We start from the raw sequence: 17,153 nt of genomic DNA, 5'->3' as shown, positions 1-17,153 counted from the left end.
GTAGATAGTGCAGGGCATGCGTATCTTCGCGGCCCTGGTGCTGGCCGCCGCACTGTTACCCGTCTTACCCGTGCCCGCGGCGGCCGCCGAGGCGGGCGCGGCCACCGTGGTGCCCGTCCAGGTCACGGGCTCCCCGGCCAGGCGATTCAACCTGATCATCATGGGGGACGGCTACACCGAGCCGGAACAGGCCAAGTTCCGCGCCGACGTTGACCGGCACCTCAACGTGATGTGGTCGATCGAGCCGTTCAAGACGTACCGCAACTACATCAACGTCTACCGCGTCGACATAGTCTCCGGCGAGTCGGGCATCAGCTGCGACCCCGGACTGGACTCGCCGAAGAAGACCACCCCGCTCGGCATGGGCTTCTGGGGCCGCTGCAACCCCGGCAGCGTCCAGCGCCTGATCACCATGGACAACGCCGCCGCCACCCGGTACGCCGACCTGGTCACCGGCACCACCTCCGGCAACCGGCAGATCCTCGCGCTCGGCAACAGCGGCACGTACGGCGGCGCGGGCGGCTCGTACGCCACCGCCTCGGGCAGCAACAGCATGTCCGCCCTGATCAGCCCGCACGAGCTGGGCCACTCCCTGGGCGGCCTGCAGGACGAGTACGACTACTACCAGCGCGGTGTCCCCGGCGGCGCCTACCCCGGATCCGAGCCGTCCAGCGCCCACCACACGCTGCTGACCGAGCAGCAGCTGAAGGACCAGCAGAAGAAGTGGTGGCGCTGGCTGGGCGAGCCCAGCGAGTCGGGCGGCCCCATCGGCCGCTACGAGGGCGGCCTGTACTACACGACCGGGGTCTGGCGGCCCAGCCGGCACTCCATGATGAAGACCCTCGGCTACTACTACGACCAGGTCAGCCGCGAGGTCATGGTCCAGCGCATCACCGCCAAGACCATGGTCATCCAGGACGCCACGCCCAACCAGCAGCCCGTCGGAGCCGACCGGGTGCTGTGGGTCGAGCCGATGCGCCCCGTCGGCCATTCGCTGACGACCACCTGGAACGTGGACGGCAAGGACCTCGCGAGCCACGACGACGCCCTCGACCTGCGCACGCTCGGCCTCACCCCGGGCACGCACACCGTCACGGCCACCGTCTCGGACCCGACCGAGTTCGTCAGGGACCCGGCGGTCAGGGCGGCCGTCACCAAGTCCCGCACCTGGACGGTGGACACCTCGCTGACCACCCCGCCGGACGGAGCCGAGGCCGCGTTCGTCTCCTCCACCCCCACCGACCGGCCGCTGGGCCGCGCCGACGTCGTGTACGTGGAGACCACCCATCCGGCCGCGGCCGTACCCGAGGTGACGTGGACCGTGGACGGCCGCCCGGCGGGCACCGGCGCCGACCTCGACCTGGGCAGGCTGAACCTGCAACCGGGCACGCACACCCTCACCGCCGCCCTCGGCGGCCAGACCCTCAACTGGCAGATCGACGCGAGCCGGCCCGCCACCCGCTACGAGCTGTCCGAGCCGCTCGCCGCGGCCGGTGACGCCTACGTCTACAACGGCCCCTTCTCCATGCGGCTGACGGGCGAGGACGACCGCGGGGGCTACGTGGTCTCGGAGTCCAGGGTGGACGGCGACGGCTGGTTCAACTACTTCGGCTGGCCCACCTCCTCGGAGCTGCCGTGGACGTTCAGCGAGGAGGGCACGGTCATCGACTCCCTCGTGTACGGGAAGCTGCCGCGCGGCCGGCACACGATCGAATACCGCTCGATCGACGCCGCGGGCAACCAGGGCACGCCGAAGAGCTTCACCGTCACCACGATCGCCCCGCCGCCCGCCTGCACCCGCACGCTCACCGGCGTCTACCAGGGCCCCCTCGCCGTCGACGGCGGCGTCACCTGTCTCGACGGCGCCCAGGTCAGCGGGCCCATCACGGTGAAGCCCGGCGCCTCGCTCGTGGTCAAGGGCGGCCGGATCGCCGGCACGCTGACCGCGGCGCAGCCCGCCGCCGTGCACCTGCTCAAGGCGTCCCTCACCGGCGCGCTCAACGTCAGCGGCGCCAAGGCGCTGACCATCGTCGGCGCAGACCTGCGCGGCGCCGTCCTGCTGACCGGCAACACGGCGCCGATCCTGTCGGGCAGCACGATCAGCGGCGCGCTGCTGTGCACGGGTGACAAACCCGTCGACCTCGGCGTGCCCAACAAGGGCGCGAGAACGTGCGTCCGGCTAGCCCCGGCCGCCAGAGGAGGCGCCTACGAGGCGGTCGAGCACCGTGGCAAGTGAGCCGAACGAGGCCTCGCGGAGCCCGGCGTACTCCTCCTCCGGATACTGCCGGGGTCCGTTCTCCACCAGCAGGATCAGGTAGAGATAGGCGCGGTAGAGGTCGATGCGGGTGCGCGCCGCCGGGGTGAGCTCCAGCGGCGTCACCTCGCGGTAGCCCGCCAGCAGCGGGTCGTCCTCCGTCAGCTCGCCGAAGATCGTCGGCGTGACGAACTCGGCGAGCGGGTCGCCCCAGAAGGCCCGTTCGTGGTCGATGATGGCCTGGATCCGGGGCCGGCCGCTGACGTCGAGGAAGACGTTGCCCGGCCAGACGTCGAAGTGCACCAGCCGCGGCGTCGTCACCTCGTCCAGCACCGGCGACGCGGCCTCGATCACCGCCATGATCTCCCCGGCGGAGCGCGGCAGCGGCGTCGGGTAGCGCTCGGTGTCGCCGACCAGCGCCGCCATCATCGCCAGGAACGCCTGCCGCCAGGTGGCGCCGACGATCCCGGCGTGCGGGTAGCCGAAGACCTCGCCGCTCACCGCGTTGAACCTGGCCAGGTGGCGGCCCAGCTCCCGGCGCAGCACGTCCTCGCCCTCCGGCTTGACGTCGTTCCACGAGACGCCGTCGAGCGCGTCGAGCAGCAGGTAGTCGCCGCCCAGCACCGGGTCGTCGAACTCGGCGCGCAGCAGCGTGGCCACCGGCACGCCCGCCTGCGCCGCCAGCTCGTACGCGGCGGCCTCCATGCGCAGCAGGTTGCGCTCGTAGCTGAGCTGGTCGAGGTCGGGCGGCGGGGACAGCTTGAGCACGACCTCGCGCCCGTCGTCCAGCTTCAGCCGCCAGACGGCGTTGGCGTAGCCGTCGGTCAGCTCGGTGACGGCCACGACGCCCGTGCCCAGCGCGCGGCGGAGCAGGGCGTCGAGCTCGGCGTCGGATAAACGGCGCTTGGTTCTACTGTCCACGGGAGCCTTTCACGCTGACTGCCGGCGTACGAGGTGGGTGTCGAGGATCACGACGGGCTGGCGCAGCTCCTCGCCGTTGATGCGGGCCACCAGCAGCTGCGCCATCTGCCGGCCCATCTGCTCGGTCGGCTGGTGGACGGTGGTCAGCGGCGGGTCGGCGTGCAGCGCGGCCTTGGAGTCGTCGAACCCGATCACCGCCACGTCCTCCGGGATCGCCCGCCCCGCCGTCTTGAGCACGCGCATCGCGCCCAGGGCCATCGGGTCGGACGCGGCGAAGACCGCGTCGAGATCGGGATGGCTGGCCAGCAGCTGGGTCATCGCCGCCGAGCCGCTCTCCTCCGAGAAGTCGCCGTACACCACCAGCTCCGGCAGCCCGGCGGGCAACAGCGCGTCGCGATAGCCGGCCAGACGGTCGACGCCCACGCCCATGTCCTGGTGACCGGCGATGGCGGCGATGCGCGTGCGGCCGAGGCCCAGCAGGTGTTTGACCGCCTGCCGGGCTCCTGCCCTGTTGTCCATGTCGACGTAGCTGTAGGGGTCGAGCCCGACGGGCCGGCCGCCGAGCACGGTCGGCACGCCCATCTCCTCGAGCCGCCCCGGCAGCGGGTCGGCGCCGTGCAGCGACAGCAGCAGCACGCCGTCGACGTGCTGCCCGGTCAGGTAGTGCTCCAGCCGGTCGTACTCCTCGGGGGTGCGGGCCATCGCCAGGATGAGCTGCAGCCCGGTCTCTGACAGCGCCGAGCCGATGCCGCGGATGGTGCCCGCGAAGAACGGGTCGTCGAACACCCGCAGCTGCGACTCGGACACCACCAGGGCCACCGCGTCGGTGCGGCGCGTCACCAGGGCGCGCGCCGCACGGTTGGGCACGTAGCCCAGCTCGCGGATGGCCAGCTCCACGGCCTCGCGGGCCTTGGCGCTGACGTTCGGCGAGCCGTTGATGACTCTAGACACCGTGCCCCGGCCCACCCCGGCCCGAGCCGCGACTGCCTCAAGAGTCGGTCGGTTCATGGCGCCTATTCTGCCGGATGATCTCCGAGTACCAGAGCGCGCTGTCCTTGATCAGCCGTTCCTGGGTCTCGAAGTCCACACGCACGAGGCCGAACCGCTTGCCGTAGCCCCAGGCCCACTCGAAGTTGTCCATCAGTGACCAGGCGAAATAGCCCTCCAGGGGCACGCCGGCCTCGATGGCCTGCTTGCAGGCGCCGAGGTGCGCCTCCACGTACGCCCGCCGCTCGGCGTCGTGGATCCGGCCGTCCTCGAGCACGTCGTCGAAGGCGGCGCCGTTCTCGGAGACCACCATCGGGATCGGCGGGTACTCCCGCGCCACCCTCGTGAGGACCTCGACCAGGCCGCCCTCGTCGATCTCCCAGCCCATGGCCGTCACCGGCTGGCCGCCGCTGACGAACGACACGTGCTCGCTGCCCACCCACGGCGACCCCGAGTCCGTGGGGGCCGCCGCCGCCGACTGCCTGCCGCCTGGTGCTCCCGAGACCGTGAAGCGGCTGTAGTAGTTGACGAGCAGCACGTCGATGGGCGCGTTGATGACCTTCATGTCGCCCGGCTGGATGAAGTCGATCTCGCCCGGCACGTCCTCCAGCACGTCCTCCGGGTAGCGGCCCAGCAGCAGCGCGTCCAGGAAGAACCGGTTCTGCAGCCCGTCGATGCGCCGGGCCGCGTCCAGGTCCTCCACGCTGTCGGTGGCCGGCGTGATCGCGTACAGGTTCACGCAGCCGCCGACCCGGCGGGCGCCCATCGCCTGCACAGCCAGCCCGTGCGCCAGGTTGAGGTGGTGCGCGCCCCTGATCGCGTTCTCCGGCTCGCGCCGGCCCGGGGCGTGCTCGCCCGAGGCGTAGCCGAGGAACGCGGCGCACCATGGCTCGTTGACGGTGCTGAAGGTGTGCACGTGGTCCTTCAGCGCCTCGTGGACCGTCGCCGCGTAGTCGGCGAAGCAGTACGCCACGTCGCGGTTCGGCCAGCCGCCCTTGTCCTCCAGCTCCTGCGGGAGGTCCCAGTGGTAGAGGGTCAGCCACGGGTCGATGCCGTGCCCGCGCAGCTCGTCGGAGAGCCGCTTGTAGAAGTCCAGCCCCTTCTGGTTGACCTTGCCGGAGCCGGTCGGCTGGATGCGGGGCCAGGAGACCGAGAAGCGGTAGGCCGACAGGCCCAGGTCCGCCATGATCCCGACGTCTTCCCGGTACCGGTGGTAGTGGTCGATGGCCACGTCCGCGTTGTGGCCGTTGAGAATCCGGCCCGGCGTCCTGGTGAACGTGTCCCAGATGGAGACGCCGCGCCCGTCCTCGTCGACCGCGCCCTCGATCTGGTACGCCGAGGTCGCCGCGCCCCACGCGAAGCCCGCAGGGAAGCGCAGCCCGGCACGCGTCTGTTCCTCTTGTGTCGTCACGCCTTGACCGCACCTTCCATGAGACCGCCGACGATCTGGCGGCCGAATGCGACGAATACTGCGATGAGCGGAATGATGGACAACGCCGTTCCCGCGAAGATCAACGTGTAGTTCGTGGAGAACCTGGCGTTGAGCGAGGTGATCGCGATCTGCACGGTCGGGTTGTCCGGGGTCAGCACGATCAGCGGCCACATGAAGTCGTTCCACATGAGCATGAACGTGTTGATGCCGAGCACCGCCATGCCCGGACGCACGGCGGGCAGGACGACGTTCCACCAGATCCGCAGCGTGGCGGCGCCGTCGACCCGGGCGGCCTCGACCAGCTCCATCGGCACGGCCTGGCGAGTGTACTGCGTCATCAGGAACACGCCGAACCCGTTGAGCAGGTACGGGAGGATGACGGCCTTGAGCGTGCCGGTCCACTCCAGGCTCACCATGAGCCGGTAGAGGGGCACCACGCCCATCTGCTGCAACGGCACCGCCATCGTCAGCAGCACGAGCACCAGCAGCAGGTTCCTGCCCTTGAAGCTCAGGTTCGCGAACGCGAAGCCGGCCAGCGTGGAGATGATCACCACGGAGATGGTGACGATGCTCGACACGATGAACGAGTTCGTCAGGCCCAGCAGGAACTTGGCGTCCTCGTTGTTGAGCACCGCGACGATGTTGTCGCCCAGGTTCCCGCCCGGCAGGAACGGCGGCGGCACCGCCACCGCGTCGGCGTTCGTACGGGAGGCGATGACGAGCATCCAGTACAGCGGGAACGCCGACAGCAGGACGGCCAGGGCCAGCATGAGCCGGGTGGCGAGGGTCGGGGAGAAGTTGTTCATCTGGTGCCCCCGATCCTGCGCACGAACAGGAAGTTGATCGCCGCACCGATGAGAATGAGGAGGAACAGCAGCCAGGCGGCCGCCGCGGCGTAGCCGTAGTCGAACTCGCGGAATCCCTGCTTGACGATGAACATGGCCACCGTCTGGAACTGTCCCTGCGAGCCGCCGTCGACGTTGCCGTTGTAGAACGTGGTCGGCTCGGAGAACAGCGTCAGGCCGCCGATCGTGGAGTTGAGCACCACGAAGATCATCGTCGGGCGCAGCATCGGCAGCGTGATCTGCCAGAACTGCCTGCGCCGCGACGCGCCGTCGATCGCGGCGGCCTCGTACAGGTCGCGGGGGATCGTCTGCATGCCGGCCAGGAAGATGATCGCGTTGTAGCCGGTCCAGCGCCAGTCGACCATCGTGGCGATGGCGATCCACGACGGGATGCGCTCGGCCCGCCAGTTCGTGTTGTCCACGCCGAGCCCGCTCAGGACCCAGTTGACCAGGCCCCAGTCGCGGGCGTACAGCTGTGTGAACACCACCGCGACCGCGACCACCGACGTGACCAGCGGCAGCAGCACGCTCATGCGGATGGCCAGGCGGAGCCTCAGGCGCTTGTTCAGCGCGTTGGCCAGGAGCAGCGCGAGGATCATCTGGGGGACGGTGGCGAGGATGAACATGCCCACCGTGTTGACCACGGCGTTCCAGAAGTCCTCGTCGCCGAGCAGGGCGGTGTAGTTGCCCAGCCCGGTCCACTCCACGGTCCCGGCCAGGTCGTAGTCGTAGAGCGAGTAGTACAGGGTGAAGGCCAACGGGAACAGCCCGAAGGCGGCGAACAGCAGGAAATAAGGGGACACCAGGGCGTACGGCATCGCCTTGACGTCGAATTTCGAACGCCAGCGGCGGCCGGGCGGACGGGCGCGGCGATGGTTGTTCCGCGCCGCCCGCGGGAGGGTGTCGATGCTCATAGCAGACCTTTCGGCGGCAACAAGCCCGGCCCGCTGTTCGCGGGCCGGGCGGGGGGACTAGCCCGCGGCCTTCACCGCGTCGTCGACCAGCTGCTGCCAGGCCTTGTCGTACGGGACGGAGCCGTCGTCCATGCCCTGGATGACGGACTCGATGGCGTTCTTGACCTGGGCGTGCTTCACGCCGAGGAAGACCGGCTGCAGGCTCGACGCGGACTTGGCGAAGATCTCACCGATGGGGGCGTCGTTGAAGAACTCGTTCTTCGCGCCCTGCACGGCCGGGTCCTGCTGGGCCTTCGTGTTGCTCGGCATGTTGCCGAAGTCCGAGAAGATGCTCGCCTCGGTCTGCGCGTTGGTCAGGTAGTCGGCGACCATCGCGGCTTCCTTCGGGTGCTTCGACTGCTTGGGCACGGCCAGCCAGGAGCCGCCCCAGTTGCCGCCGCCGCCGGGCACGCTGGCCACGTCCCACTTGCCCTTGCCGCCGTCGCCGGCGTTGCCGCTGACCACGCCGAGCATCCAGGACGGGCAGCCGACCGTGGCGAACGCGCCCTTCTGGGTGCCCGCCGCCCACTCGTCGGTGAAGTTGCGCAGCTTGGCGGTCAGGCCCTGCTGGCTCATTTTCGTGGCGAAGTCGAAGCCCGCCTTCACCGCCGGATTCTTGTCGACGATGAGGTTGTTGTCCTTGTCGAAGTACGTCACGTTGCCGTTCTTGGCGGCCTCCTGGTAGAGGACGACCTGGTAGAGCGTGTTCGTGCCGTCGGCGAACTTGGTGCCCTTGACCTTCGACTGGAACGTCTTGGCGACGTTCATGAACTCGTCCCAGGTCGGCCAGAGCGCGCTGACCTTGTCACGCTCGGTCGGCAGCCCGGCCTTCTTGAACAGGTCCGTGCGGTAGCAGAGGCTCATGCCGCCGATGTCGGTGCCCAGGCCGAACAGCTTGCCGTCGGCCGTGACGCCGTTCTCCCACTTCCACGCCGGGAAGTCCGCCTTGCGGGACTCCAAGCCGTACTCCTTGAGGTCGGCCCACCATTCGGGGTGCGCCTTGGCCAGGCCCATGCCGCCCTCGTCGATGCCGACCACGTCGCCCGCGCCGTTGCCGGCCTGCAGCCACTGGATCATCTGCGGCCAGTACTGCTGCTCGAACTGGTCGGTCAGGTGCTCTTCCTTGATCTGGATGTCCTTGTGCTCGGCGTTCCACTTCGTGATGGCGTTCTTGTAGCCGAAGTTGGTGCCGCCGCCGAAGGTCTGAACGCGGATGGTGACCGGCTCGGCCGCCGCCGAGGAGGCGGGAGCGCTGCTGGACCCCGTACCGGTGCCGCCGCCGGAACTGCAGGACGCGACGGTCAGCGCCGCCACGGCCAGGGCAGAGGCCGCGGCGAGACCGCCGCGACGCTTGCTGATCATCATGGGTGGACCCCTTCTCGGGTGAATGTTGGGGGAGTGCACCGCGGCTCGCGCTCCGCCGCGGTGGGAGTCTTTGGGAGCGCTCCCACAAAGGGTGCACTTACGTGGTCTGCACGTCAATCCACCGAAACGCAACCGTTACCAATGAGGCGGTTTGTCACTATAGAACAGGATTTTTCGCCTTATACCTCGCAAAGGGCGGCTTGGGAGCGCTCCCACCACAAGAGGACTCTTTTGTGTCGCATCAGGGCATGTCACCCGCGCCCACCACGCTTTCTCCGGGTCACACCACGAGTGAAAACCCCAGTCGGAAGCCCGGTCGCCCGCACGTGGTTCGGGGCGCACGGCACGGCCTTCCGCAAGGGGGACACTGCGCGCGACGGAGCATCAGCAGGACCACCTGCCTGCCTCCTCGGCCTTGCCCTCGGCTTCGCCTCAGAACCGTCTGCCGCGTTCTGCCTCCAACGGTGCTCGACCATCGTCTGCGGGAGGAACGACTTCGGCTCCGGCATGAAGAACCCCACCCGGATCGCGAGCGATGACTGCCATGGATGTTGACTTTCTGTCACCGTATTATCGCGCAGTGGTACGGGCTCGGCCTCGGGCCCGAGGAACTCGTCTGAGCTGGCGCAAAAGGAGGAATACGTGAACGTGGAGACACAGATCCTCGAGTTGCTGCTGCATCTTCGCACGCTCAAAGCGGGTCAGTGCCGTAGCCGTAGCGATGACAGCACCGCGACCGGCAAGGACCAGGCAATGGCCGATGTTCCCGAGATCCCGACATCCGGACAGGGGTAAGGCGCGATCTTGCCGCTCCGGGCGACCGGGTGGCAGCCCTTCGACGGCATGTGACGAACGCTTCACCGCCGACCGACCACGGTGATCGGTCGACGGCCCATGATCGAGCGTTCGCCTGACCCCGTACGAGACTCGGCCTGAGTCCTCCGGTCCGCGGCCGGAAGCTCAGGCCAAGCCGTCGCCCTAGGGGCGGCAGGCTGTGGCTCGTTCCCGGAGGAGGGTGCGTTCGCGGGCGTTTCGGGTCATTTCCGCCGCCCTCTCGAACTCGGTGCGGGCCTCTTCCCGCCGGCCCAGCTTGAAGAGCAGGTCTCCGCGTACGCTCGGCAGCAGGTGGTAGTCCTTGAGGGACGGCTCGTCGGCGATCTGGTCGAGGAGTTGGAGGCCGACCGCGGCGCCGTAGGCCATGGAGAGGGCGACGGCCCGGTTGAGCTCGACGATGGGAGAGCGGGACAGCTTGGCCAGCGCCTCGTACAGGCTCGCGATGCGTACCCAGTCGGTGTCCTCCGGGTTGAGGGCTCGCGCGTGGCAGGCGGCGATGGCGGCCTGGAGGGTGTACGGGCCGGGCGCGCCATCTCCCAGCTTCTCGGCCTGGTCCAGGGCGGTGAGGCCGCGGCGGATGAGGAGCCGGTCCCAGCGGGCGCGGTTCTGGTCGAGCAGGAGGATTGGCTCGCCGGACGGGCTCACGCGGGCCGCCGATCTGGAGGCCTGGATCTCCATGAGGGCGACCAGGCCGTGCACCTCCGGCTCCTTGGGCATCAGGCCGGCCAGGACCCGGCCCAGCCGCAGCGCGTCCTCGCACAGGGCGGGACGCATCCAGTCGTCGCCGGCCGTCGCCGAATAACCCTCGTTGAAGATCAGGTAGATGACCTCCAGGACCGATTCCAGCCGGGCCGCCAGCTCGGTGGCTTGGGGGACCTCGAAGGGGATCTGCTTGTCGGCCAGGGTTCGCTTGGCCCGGACGATCCGCTGCGCCACCGTGGACTCCGAGACCAGGAACGCGCGGGCGATCTCGTCGGTGGTCAGGCCGCCGAGCACGCGGAGCGTGAGGGCCACCCGGGCCTCCACGGACAGCGCCGGGTGGCAGGCCGTGAACACCAGGCGCAGGAGATCGTCCTCGATCTCGTCCACCTCGGGCAGGTCCTCCCGGGCGTCGAGCCGGTGGCCGAGCTCGATCAGGTTCCGTTCGAGGCGTTCGTTTCGGCGGATCAGGTCGATGGCGCGGCGTTTCGACACCGTCATCAGCCAGGCGCCGGGGTTGCGGGGCACGCCGGAGTCCGGCCACTGCTCCATGGCGGCTACCAGCGCGTCCTGGGCCAGTTCCTCGGCCAGGTCGACGTCGCGCACCAGCCGGGCGAGCCCGGCGATGAGCCGGGCCGCCTCGATCCGCCACACCGCCTCGATGGCCCGATGGGTATCCGTCCTCCGATGGACGGGGGCCTGGGGGTCGGCTTGAGTCCCGATGGGGGGCTGGGGGCGGGGTTGGGCCTGGTCGTCGGCGTCGGAAGCCATCACCGGGCCATGAGAGCAGCACGAAGCCGCCGATGGCAACCTGCCGGGGTGGGCGCGTGATGGCGGGGTCAGGGGCCGGGGCGGGCGGGTGAGGGCGGGGTCAGGTGCCGGGGGTGTCGACGCCGAGGCGGTCGCGTAGGGCTTGCTCGCGTTCCCGCTCGTCCGCGGCCAGCGAGTCGTCCGGTACGTCGGAAGCGTCGAACACCCGCCACACGTCCAGCCCGATCCCGTCGTAGCCCGGCGGCACCGGCACGCGCATCGCCCATTCGATCGCCTCTTCGCGGGACTTCACCTGGATCAGCCAGAAGCCGGCGATGAGCTCCTTGGCCTCGGCGAAGGGACCGTCGATCACGGTCGCCTTGCCGCCGCTGTAGGCGATCTGGGCCCCCTGAGAGCTCGGGTAGAGCCCTTCGGCGGCCAGCAGCACGCCCGCCTTGGCCAGCGCCTCGTTGTAGGCGTGCATGTTGTCCACGAGCTCCTGGCTGGGCAGCGCCCCGGCCTCGGTCTCCGCGTTGGCCTTGCCGACGATCATGAATTTCATGGGCGGTGTCCCTCTTTCGTCCGGTTCGGGCTGTTGTTGAGCGCGTCGAACGGCGACAGGCGGGATCGACACGTCCCCGAAGATTCATTGCGCGGACAGCCGGGCCGCGATGCCGTCCAGAACGTAGTCGAGCCCGGTCTCGAACTGCCAGCCCGGCCGGTCCTTGTGCCTGCCCTCGTGGATGTACCGCCTGAAGCCGGGGTAGCGGCCGGTGCCGAGCAGGTACGTGAGCTGCGGGGCCATGCTGCTGTAGACCTGCTGCTCGCTGGACCAGCCCTGACCCGCCATGAGCCGGCGCATCGCGATCTCGGCGCCGGTGACTCCGTGCGTGTAGGAGCTGACGGTGTTGACGACGGCCATCCTGGTGTCGGCGTCCAGGCCCAGGCCGTCGACGGCGCGCAGCGAGCGTTCGGCCACCGCCAGGCGGTTGGGGGTGATGGCGAGCATCGCGCTCGGCGGGAGCTGGGCGAGCCAGAGGTGCTTCAGCATCAGCTCGCGCGTCCTGAGGGCGATCTCCCGCAGCGTCTCGCGCCATCCCGTCGTGTCGCCGGGAAGCTCCAGCTCGCCGTAGGCGTGGTCGGCCATCAGCTCCAGCAGCTCGTCCTTGCCCGACACATAGCGGTACGCGGCCATCGGGGCGACGCCCAGCTCGGTGGCCAGCCGCCGCATGGTGATGGCGTCGAGGCCCTCCGCGTCCGCGACGCTCACGGCGGTGGTGGCGATGCGGTGCGGGGACAGGGTCTGGCGAGGGGCCGGTGCCGGGCGATCGAGGCGGGCCCACAACGGGGGCCTGTCATGAGCCCCGTCCTTGGCAGCGCCGGGCTTGCGCGGGACGGCCACGGGTCACCCTCCTCTCGATGGTGTACAACGTATCAGAAGTAGACGGTGTACACGTTAATCTACAACGTAAAGGCGCCGAGCTGGTCCAGGAAAGCGCGGGCGGTCGGGGCGCAGTCATCCGCCGACGGGACGGCCAGGGCCAGCGAGCGGGTCATCTTCGGCTCCAGGGGCCGGGTGGCCGCGGTGCCCAGGTCGGCGGGGAGACCGAGGGTGGGGACGATGCTGACGCCCAGCCCCGCGGCCACCATCTCGAGGATGGCGGTCGGCCCGCTGGCCTCGAAGGCGACGTCGAGCCGTACCTGGGCCGTCAGCGCCGCGCCCATGATGAGGGGACGGCAGCCGGCGGTGGTCAGGATGAACGGCCTGCCCTCCAGGTCGGCGAGAGTGACGGCCGGGCGGCGGTCAGGGGGTGGTCGGCGGGCAGGACGGCGACCATGTCGTGGGTGCTCAGGTGGACGGTGTGCAGGCCGGGCGCGGGGAGGGTGACGACGCCGACCTCGGCGGCGCCGCGGTGCAGCCATTCGCGGATGTCGTCGTCCAAGCCCTCGAAGAGGCGTACGCGGACCTGCGGGTAGCGGTCGGTGAACGCGCGCAGCAGCTTGGCGACGAGCGTGCCGGTGGCGCTGGGGAGGCTGGCCAGGCGGAGTTCGCCGGTGATCTGGCCGCTGGCGGCGGCCACGTCGGCGCGGATGAGGTCGAAGTGGCGCAGGGTCTCGCGGGCGCGGGCGTGGGCTCGCCGGCCGGCCTCGGTGAGGGCGATGCCGTCGCGGTGGCGGACGAACAGGGCGGCGCCGAGCTCGCGTTCGAGGGCGGCGATGGCGCGGCTGACGGCGGGCTGGGACATGCCGGTGTGCTCGGCGGCGGCGGTGAAGCCGCCGTGTTCGGCGACCGCGATCAGGGCTCTGAGCTGCGCCAATGTCATACCGGCATACCTTAATTGGTATTTGACCGGGACACTCCCAGAACCCGATGGTTATGTCCATGTTCGAGCGAATGACGGTCGAAGTCGACGGCCGCATGGCCAGCTATCTGACGGCGGGCGAGCGGGGCCCGGTGGTGTTGCTGCTGCACGGCACGTACTGGAGCCGGGTCTGGGCGCCGGTGATCGACGGGCTGGCGGCGGCGGGGCTGCGTCCTGTGGCGGTGGATCTGCCGGGGCTCGGCCGTTCCGGCGGGGAGCTGGCGGCGGAGTCGGCGGCGGTTCCGGCGCTGGCGGCGTGGGTGGCCCGGTTCGCGGCCGTGGTCGGCGCGGGGGAGCGGCTCTCGGTGGCGGGGCACGACATCGGCGGTGCGGTCGCCCAGCACCTCCTGGTGGAGGGGGAGCCAGAGGTGCGGCGGCTGGCGCTGGTCAACTCGGTCACGTACGACTCCTGGCCGGTGCCCGGCGTGGCCCGTTACCGGGATCCGGCCGTGGTGGCGGCCACGACCGTGGAGGAGCTGCTGGCCGCCCGCCGCAAGGCGGTCACCACCGCGCTCGCCCGGCCGGCCGCCGAGGCGGAACTGGCCGAGTACCTGGATCCGTGGAACGACCCTCGGGTGGGCCGGTCGTGGATGGCGCTGGCGGGCGCGGCCGACAGCCGTTACACGCTGGACCTGGTGCCCGCGCTCAAGGCCGATGAGACGCCGAAGCTGCTGGTGTGGGGGGAGGAGGACACGTTCCAGGAGGTCCGGTACGCCGAGCGCTTCGCCGCCGAGGTGCCGAACACGACGCTGGTGCGCGTTCCCGGGGCGGGGCACATCCCGATGGAGAACGATCCGGCCGGGGTCACCCGGGCGCTGGCGGAGTTCTTTCTCGGCTCAGACCGCTGCGGGCGATGAGCGCGACGGCGGTGAGCAGGGTCAGGGCGGCTGTCAGGGCGGGGGCGGGGCCGGTGGTGAGGTGGAGGGCGGCGCCGGCCAGGGCGCCGAGGAACATCGCGGCCACGGAGGCGGACCGGCGCAGGGCGGCGCGGCCGGGGGTGTCGGCGGCCAGGCCCGTGAGGGTCGTGGTGAGGACGTTGGTGACCAGGTCGGGTACGCCGAGCGCGCGTACGGAGGCGTTCTGCAATCCCATGCCGCAGGCGAGCAGCACGATGAGGGTCGCGTGGGGCCAGGTCGCGCGATGTCCGGCCGTGAGGGCGACGGCGAGGGCGGCGGCGACGAGGAGCGCGTGTACGGCGGTGGCGGCGGCGAACGCCCGTCGCGGGTTCGGAACCCGCCTGATCGCCCGGCCGGCGCTCCAGGCGCCGGCTGCGAAGGCGGCGAGGGCCGCCGGTGAGGCCCATTTGGACATTTGCGCGTCCCCGGCCAGGGCGAAGCCGAGGAAGACGATGTTGCCGGTCATGTTGGCGACGAAGACGCGGCCCAGGCCGAGGAAGCTGACGGCGTCCACGAGGCCGGTGACGAGGGCCAGGAGGATCAGCAGGGCGGGCAGGACGCCGTGCGGGTTGGCGCCGCCCGGGAAGAGCCCGTCGGCGACCCACCGCAGCCCGCTGCGCACCAGCCTTCCGGGGCGTCTGCGCGCGGCTGGCATGGCGGGCGGCTCCTTGGCGAGGTGGCGGGCGGCTCGTCTGGGGTCTTCCCCGGTGGCGGGCTGCTCGTCTGGGGTCTTCCCCGGTGGCGGGCGGCTCGTCTGGGGTCTTCCCCGGTGGCGGGCGGCTCGTCTGGGGTCTTCCCCGGTGGCGGGCGGCTCGCCTCGGGTCCTCCCCGGTGGCGGGCCGCCGCACTCGCGCGGGTGAACGCGACGAGCGCGCGTCCCGTTGCGGGACGCGCGCTCGTTGGGCGGCGCGGGGGATGGAGCGCCTGGGGGAAGTCAGGTCAGGAACGGTACTGGGGGTAGCCGTAGCCGACGACCTGGGACTTGGGACGAATGCGCTCCTCGACCTTGCCGTTGCCGGTGTTGCCCTCGATGGTCGAGATGGTGCCGTCGCCGTTGTCCTTCTCGACGAACCCGACGTGGTTGATGTCGTTGAGGTTCTTGCTGCCGCTCCACGAGAAGTACACGACGGCGCCGGGCTTGGCCTCGGTGCCGAAGCGGTGGTTGGCCGCGAACCACTTGGCGTGGGCGACGGTCCAGGCGTCCCAGCCGATCTGCGAGCGGGCGCCGGTCTGCTCGCCCACCCAGGAGACGAACATCGCGCACCAGGCGGCGTTCAGGTAGTGGGCGCGGCTGCCGCCGTCACGGGCGATGGTCTCCGCGGCGCGCTGCGAGTTGGCGTACCACCGCTGGAACTTGGTGCCGCCGCCGGCCGCGTTCTCGGAGATGCCGACCTGGGCCTTGGCGAGCGCCAGGACCTGGTCGGCGGTGACGCTGACCTTGGTCTCGCGCGAGCGATCGGCGTGGTCGGCGATGGTGGCCGTGTCGATCGGCTGCTTCTCCGCTGCGGTGGCGCTGGTCATGTGGGCGCCGAACGCGGATCCGAGGACGGTGGCGCCGAGAAGGGCGCGGGCGATGTTGGTCTTCGCAGCAGAGGTAAAGCGGAAGTTGGCCATCGAGGGGGTTTGCTCCTTGCTTCCATACCGCTTACCGGGTTAGCTGACGGGTTCGGGCGTGGAAGCTGCCCTACGGCACCGAAGTGCCGATTCACCCCAAAGGACGTGGGTCCCCGGTTCCGCCCGAGGGCGGATTCAGCGGTCACAGGACGGTCCTGTGATGTGTCGTGCGATGGTCAGACAAGTCCGGACAAACCGGACGTATGTCTCAAGAATGCCTCAAACGTAATGCATAAGGCAAGAGGGTTACAAATCGATAAAGGCCCAGCTAGGCGACCTGCCTGCGAGCCTCGGCCAGAAGCCCCATCATGGCAAGGGATTCGTCAAGCGGCATGATCGAACTTTCGGTCCTGCCTTCGGCCGTCGCGGCACGGACCTCGCGGAGCTCTCCGGCGTACCCGTTGTCAGCCGGATCGAGCACATGCTCCTCCGGCTCCATGGAGGGCCCGGAGAGCAGAATCCGCGGCGTCGCCCAGAACGGCGCCTGGAGGTCCGCCCGCATCTGAGTCCCTACAACGCAGGCATGGTTCGGGTAATTCCCGAGCAACGAAGTCTCCACGAGAGCCTTCCTCCCGCCGGCGTAGAGCAGGACGCCGCCGGCCTCCGCGTCGACGCCGTTGGGCGCCAGAGTGCCGGTGATCCGCAGCTCGGAGGGCATGCCGAAGAACAGCTGTGCCAGGCCGAACGGGTAGATCCCGAGGTCCAGGAGCGCCCCGCCGCCGAGCTCCGGCGCCCACAGCCGGTGCTGCGGGTCGTAGGCCTTGGCGAAGCCGAAGGAGGCGTGCACCGAGCGGAGGTCGCCGAAGCGCTCCTCGGCCGCGATCTTCTGGATGAGCGGGTTGAACCGCATCCACATCGCTTCCATCAGGAACACGCCCGCCTCGCGGGCCAGGCGTACCATCTTCTCCGCGTCGTCCACGGTGGCGGCCAGCGGCTTCTCGCACAGCACGGCCTTGCCCGCGGCGATGGCGACCTCGGCCACCTCCAGGTGCTGGGCGTGCGGCGTCGCCACGTAGATCGCGTCCACGGCCGGGTCGGCGCAGAGCCGCTCATAGGAGTCGTACGCGGACTCCGCCCCCAGCGTCGCGGCCAGCGCCTGCGCCCGCCCCAAGTTCCTCGACCCGACGGCGGCCACCCGCATGCCCGGTTCGGCCGCGATGGCCGCCCCGACCGTCCGCGCGATATTCCCTGTCGCTGCTATACCCCACGCAAAATCCCGCACGCGGGAGATCGTAGACGA

At 70.1% G+C, this 17,153-nt stretch carries 15 protein-coding genes, 1 pseudogene and 1 riboswitch; of the genes and pseudogenes, 3 read left to right on the top strand and 13 right to left on the bottom strand.

Annotated elements, in window-relative coordinates:
* Positions 1 to 16: 16 nt before the first annotated feature.
* Positions 17 to 2,236, top strand: a complete 2,220-nt coding sequence (locus tag ACFKCF_RS11170; RefSeq protein ID WP_394492909.1) for a M64 family metallopeptidase — start codon at positions 17 to 19, stop codon at positions 2,234 to 2,236.
* Here ACFKCF_RS11170 and ACFKCF_RS11165 read toward each other — a convergent pair.
* Genes ACFKCF_RS11165 through ACFKCF_RS11140 form a run of 6 tightly spaced genes read right to left on the bottom strand, consistent with a single transcriptional unit; the run spans position 2,180 to position 8,757 of the window.
* Entirely contained in the window at positions 2,180 to 3,175 is a 996-nt protein-coding gene (locus tag ACFKCF_RS11165) for a phosphotransferase family protein (protein WP_394492908.1), read from the bottom strand. The genes ACFKCF_RS11170 and ACFKCF_RS11165 overlap by 57 nt on opposite strands.
* Before the next feature lie 9 nt (positions 3,176 to 3,184).
* Positions 3,185 to 4,183, bottom strand: coding sequence for a LacI family DNA-binding transcriptional regulator (locus ACFKCF_RS11160; protein ID WP_394492907.1), 999 nt, complete (start codon positions 4,181 to 4,183; stop codon positions 3,185 to 3,187).
* Positions 4,164 to 5,573, bottom strand: coding sequence for a GH1 family beta-glucosidase (locus ACFKCF_RS11155; protein ID WP_394492906.1), 1,410 nt, complete (start codon positions 5,571 to 5,573; stop codon positions 4,164 to 4,166). Before ACFKCF_RS11155 ends, ACFKCF_RS11160 begins: the two co-directional genes overlap by 20 nt.
* Entirely contained in the window at positions 5,570 to 6,400 is an 831-nt protein-coding gene (locus tag ACFKCF_RS11150) for a carbohydrate ABC transporter permease (RefSeq protein ID WP_394492905.1), read from the bottom strand. The genes ACFKCF_RS11155 and ACFKCF_RS11150 overlap by 4 nt, the downstream gene beginning before the upstream one ends.
* Positions 6,397 to 7,353 (bottom strand): carbohydrate ABC transporter permease, encoded by a 957-nt coding sequence (locus ACFKCF_RS11145; protein WP_394492904.1) that lies wholly within the window; start codon positions 7,351 to 7,353, stop codon positions 6,397 to 6,399. The genes ACFKCF_RS11150 and ACFKCF_RS11145 overlap by 4 nt, the downstream gene beginning before the upstream one ends.
* 57 nt (positions 7,354 to 7,410) lie before the next feature.
* Positions 7,411 to 8,757, bottom strand: coding sequence for an extracellular solute-binding protein (locus ACFKCF_RS11140; RefSeq protein ID WP_394492903.1), 1,347 nt, complete (start codon positions 8,755 to 8,757; stop codon positions 7,411 to 7,413).
* A gap of 642 nt (positions 8,758 to 9,399) precedes the next feature.
* On the opposite strand from ACFKCF_RS11140, the gene ACFKCF_RS11135 reads away from it, so the two are divergent.
* The gene (locus ACFKCF_RS11135) at positions 9,400 to 9,552 is read left to right on the top strand and encodes a hypothetical protein (protein ID WP_394492902.1); all 153 of its coding nucleotides are present in this window, start codon (positions 9,400 to 9,402) and stop codon (positions 9,550 to 9,552) included.
* 183 nt (positions 9,553 to 9,735) lie between these two features.
* On the opposite strand, the gene ACFKCF_RS11130 is transcribed toward ACFKCF_RS11135, so the two are convergent.
* The 4 genes and pseudogenes from ACFKCF_RS11130 to ACFKCF_RS11115 all read right to left on the bottom strand — a co-directional run bounded on the left by ACFKCF_RS11130 (position 9,736) and on the right by ACFKCF_RS11115 (position 13,364).
* On the bottom strand, positions 9,736 to 11,064 hold the full coding sequence (locus ACFKCF_RS11130) for an RNA polymerase sigma factor (protein WP_394492901.1): 1,329 nt from the start codon (positions 11,062 to 11,064) through the stop codon (positions 9,736 to 9,738).
* Between the two features lie 97 nt (positions 11,065 to 11,161).
* A complete protein-coding gene (locus tag ACFKCF_RS11125) occupies positions 11,162 to 11,602 on the bottom strand; it encodes a YciI family protein (RefSeq protein ID WP_394492900.1) in 441 nt (146 codons plus the stop codon).
* Between the two features lie 84 nt (positions 11,603 to 11,686).
* Positions 11,687 to 12,442 (bottom strand): TetR/AcrR family transcriptional regulator, encoded by a 756-nt coding sequence (locus ACFKCF_RS11120; protein ID WP_394492899.1) that lies wholly within the window; start codon positions 12,440 to 12,442, stop codon positions 11,687 to 11,689.
* A gap of 59 nt (positions 12,443 to 12,501) precedes the next feature.
* A pseudogene (locus ACFKCF_RS11115) lies at positions 12,502 to 13,364 on the bottom strand (LysR family transcriptional regulator).
* A 71-nt stretch (positions 13,365 to 13,435) separates the two neighbouring features.
* On the opposite strand from ACFKCF_RS11115, the gene ACFKCF_RS11110 reads away from it, so the two are divergent.
* Positions 13,436 to 14,260 (top strand): alpha/beta fold hydrolase, encoded by an 825-nt coding sequence (locus ACFKCF_RS11110; protein ID WP_394492898.1) that lies wholly within the window; start codon positions 13,436 to 13,438, stop codon positions 14,258 to 14,260.
* On the opposite strand, the gene ACFKCF_RS11105 is transcribed toward ACFKCF_RS11110, so the two are convergent.
* The 3 genes from ACFKCF_RS11105 to ACFKCF_RS11095 form a co-directional block, all read right to left on the bottom strand.
* Complete coding sequence (locus tag ACFKCF_RS11105; protein WP_394492897.1) at positions 14,208 to 14,954, bottom strand: YoaK family protein; 747 nt, start codon at positions 14,952 to 14,954, stop codon at positions 14,208 to 14,210. The genes ACFKCF_RS11110 and ACFKCF_RS11105 overlap by 53 nt on opposite strands.
* A 284-nt stretch (positions 14,955 to 15,238) precedes the next feature.
* Positions 15,239 to 15,913, bottom strand: coding sequence for a CHAP domain-containing protein (locus tag ACFKCF_RS11100; RefSeq protein WP_394492896.1), 675 nt, complete (start codon positions 15,911 to 15,913; stop codon positions 15,239 to 15,241).
* 13 nt (positions 15,914 to 15,926) lie between these two features.
* Positions 15,927 to 16,064: riboswitch (cyclic di-AMP (ydaO/yuaA leader) on the bottom strand.
* Between the two features lie 117 nt (positions 16,065 to 16,181).
* Positions 16,182 to 17,135, bottom strand: a complete 954-nt coding sequence (locus ACFKCF_RS11095; protein ID WP_394492895.1) for a Gfo/Idh/MocA family protein — start codon at positions 17,133 to 17,135, stop codon at positions 16,182 to 16,184.
* Positions 17,136 to 17,153: the final 18 nt, after the last annotated feature.

This window comes from Nonomuraea sp. JJY05 (assembly GCF_043496855.1).
Lineage (GTDB): Bacteria > Actinomycetota > Actinomycetes > Streptosporangiales > Streptosporangiaceae > Nonomuraea.
Note: the sequence above shows the minus strand (reverse complement) of the source record. Positions and strands in the feature narration are given on the sequence as shown.

What these genes read in the sequence shown, in the direction of transcription:
- ACFKCF_RS11170 (WP_394492909.1), top strand. Translation starts at nt 17, where the DNA reads ATGCGTATCTTCGCGGCCCTGGTGCTGGCCGCCGCACTGTTACCCGTC.
- ACFKCF_RS11100 (WP_394492896.1), bottom strand. Translation starts at nt 15,913, where the DNA reads ATGGCCAACTTCCGCTTTACCTCTGCTGCGAAGACCAACATCGCCCGC.
- ACFKCF_RS11110 (WP_394492898.1), top strand. Translation starts at nt 13,436, where the DNA reads ATGACGGTCGAAGTCGACGGCCGCATGGCCAGCTATCTGACGGCGGGC.
- ACFKCF_RS11160 (WP_394492907.1), bottom strand. Translation starts at nt 4,183, where the DNA reads ATGAACCGACCGACTCTTGAGGCAGTCGCGGCTCGGGCCGGGGTGGGC.
- ACFKCF_RS11105 (WP_394492897.1), bottom strand. Translation starts at nt 14,954, where the DNA reads ATGCCAGCCGCGCGCAGACGCCCCGGAAGGCTGGTGCGCAGCGGGCTG.
- ACFKCF_RS11140 (WP_394492903.1), bottom strand. Translation starts at nt 8,757, where the DNA reads ATGATGATCAGCAAGCGTCGCGGCGGTCTCGCCGCGGCCTCTGCCCTG.
- ACFKCF_RS11125 (WP_394492900.1), bottom strand. Translation starts at nt 11,602, where the DNA reads ATGAAATTCATGATCGTCGGCAAGGCCAACGCGGAGACCGAGGCCGGG.
- ACFKCF_RS11145 (WP_394492904.1), bottom strand. Translation starts at nt 7,353, where the DNA reads ATGAGCATCGACACCCTCCCGCGGGCGGCGCGGAACAACCATCGCCGC.
- ACFKCF_RS11150 (WP_394492905.1), bottom strand. Translation starts at nt 6,400, where the DNA reads ATGAACAACTTCTCCCCGACCCTCGCCACCCGGCTCATGCTGGCCCTG.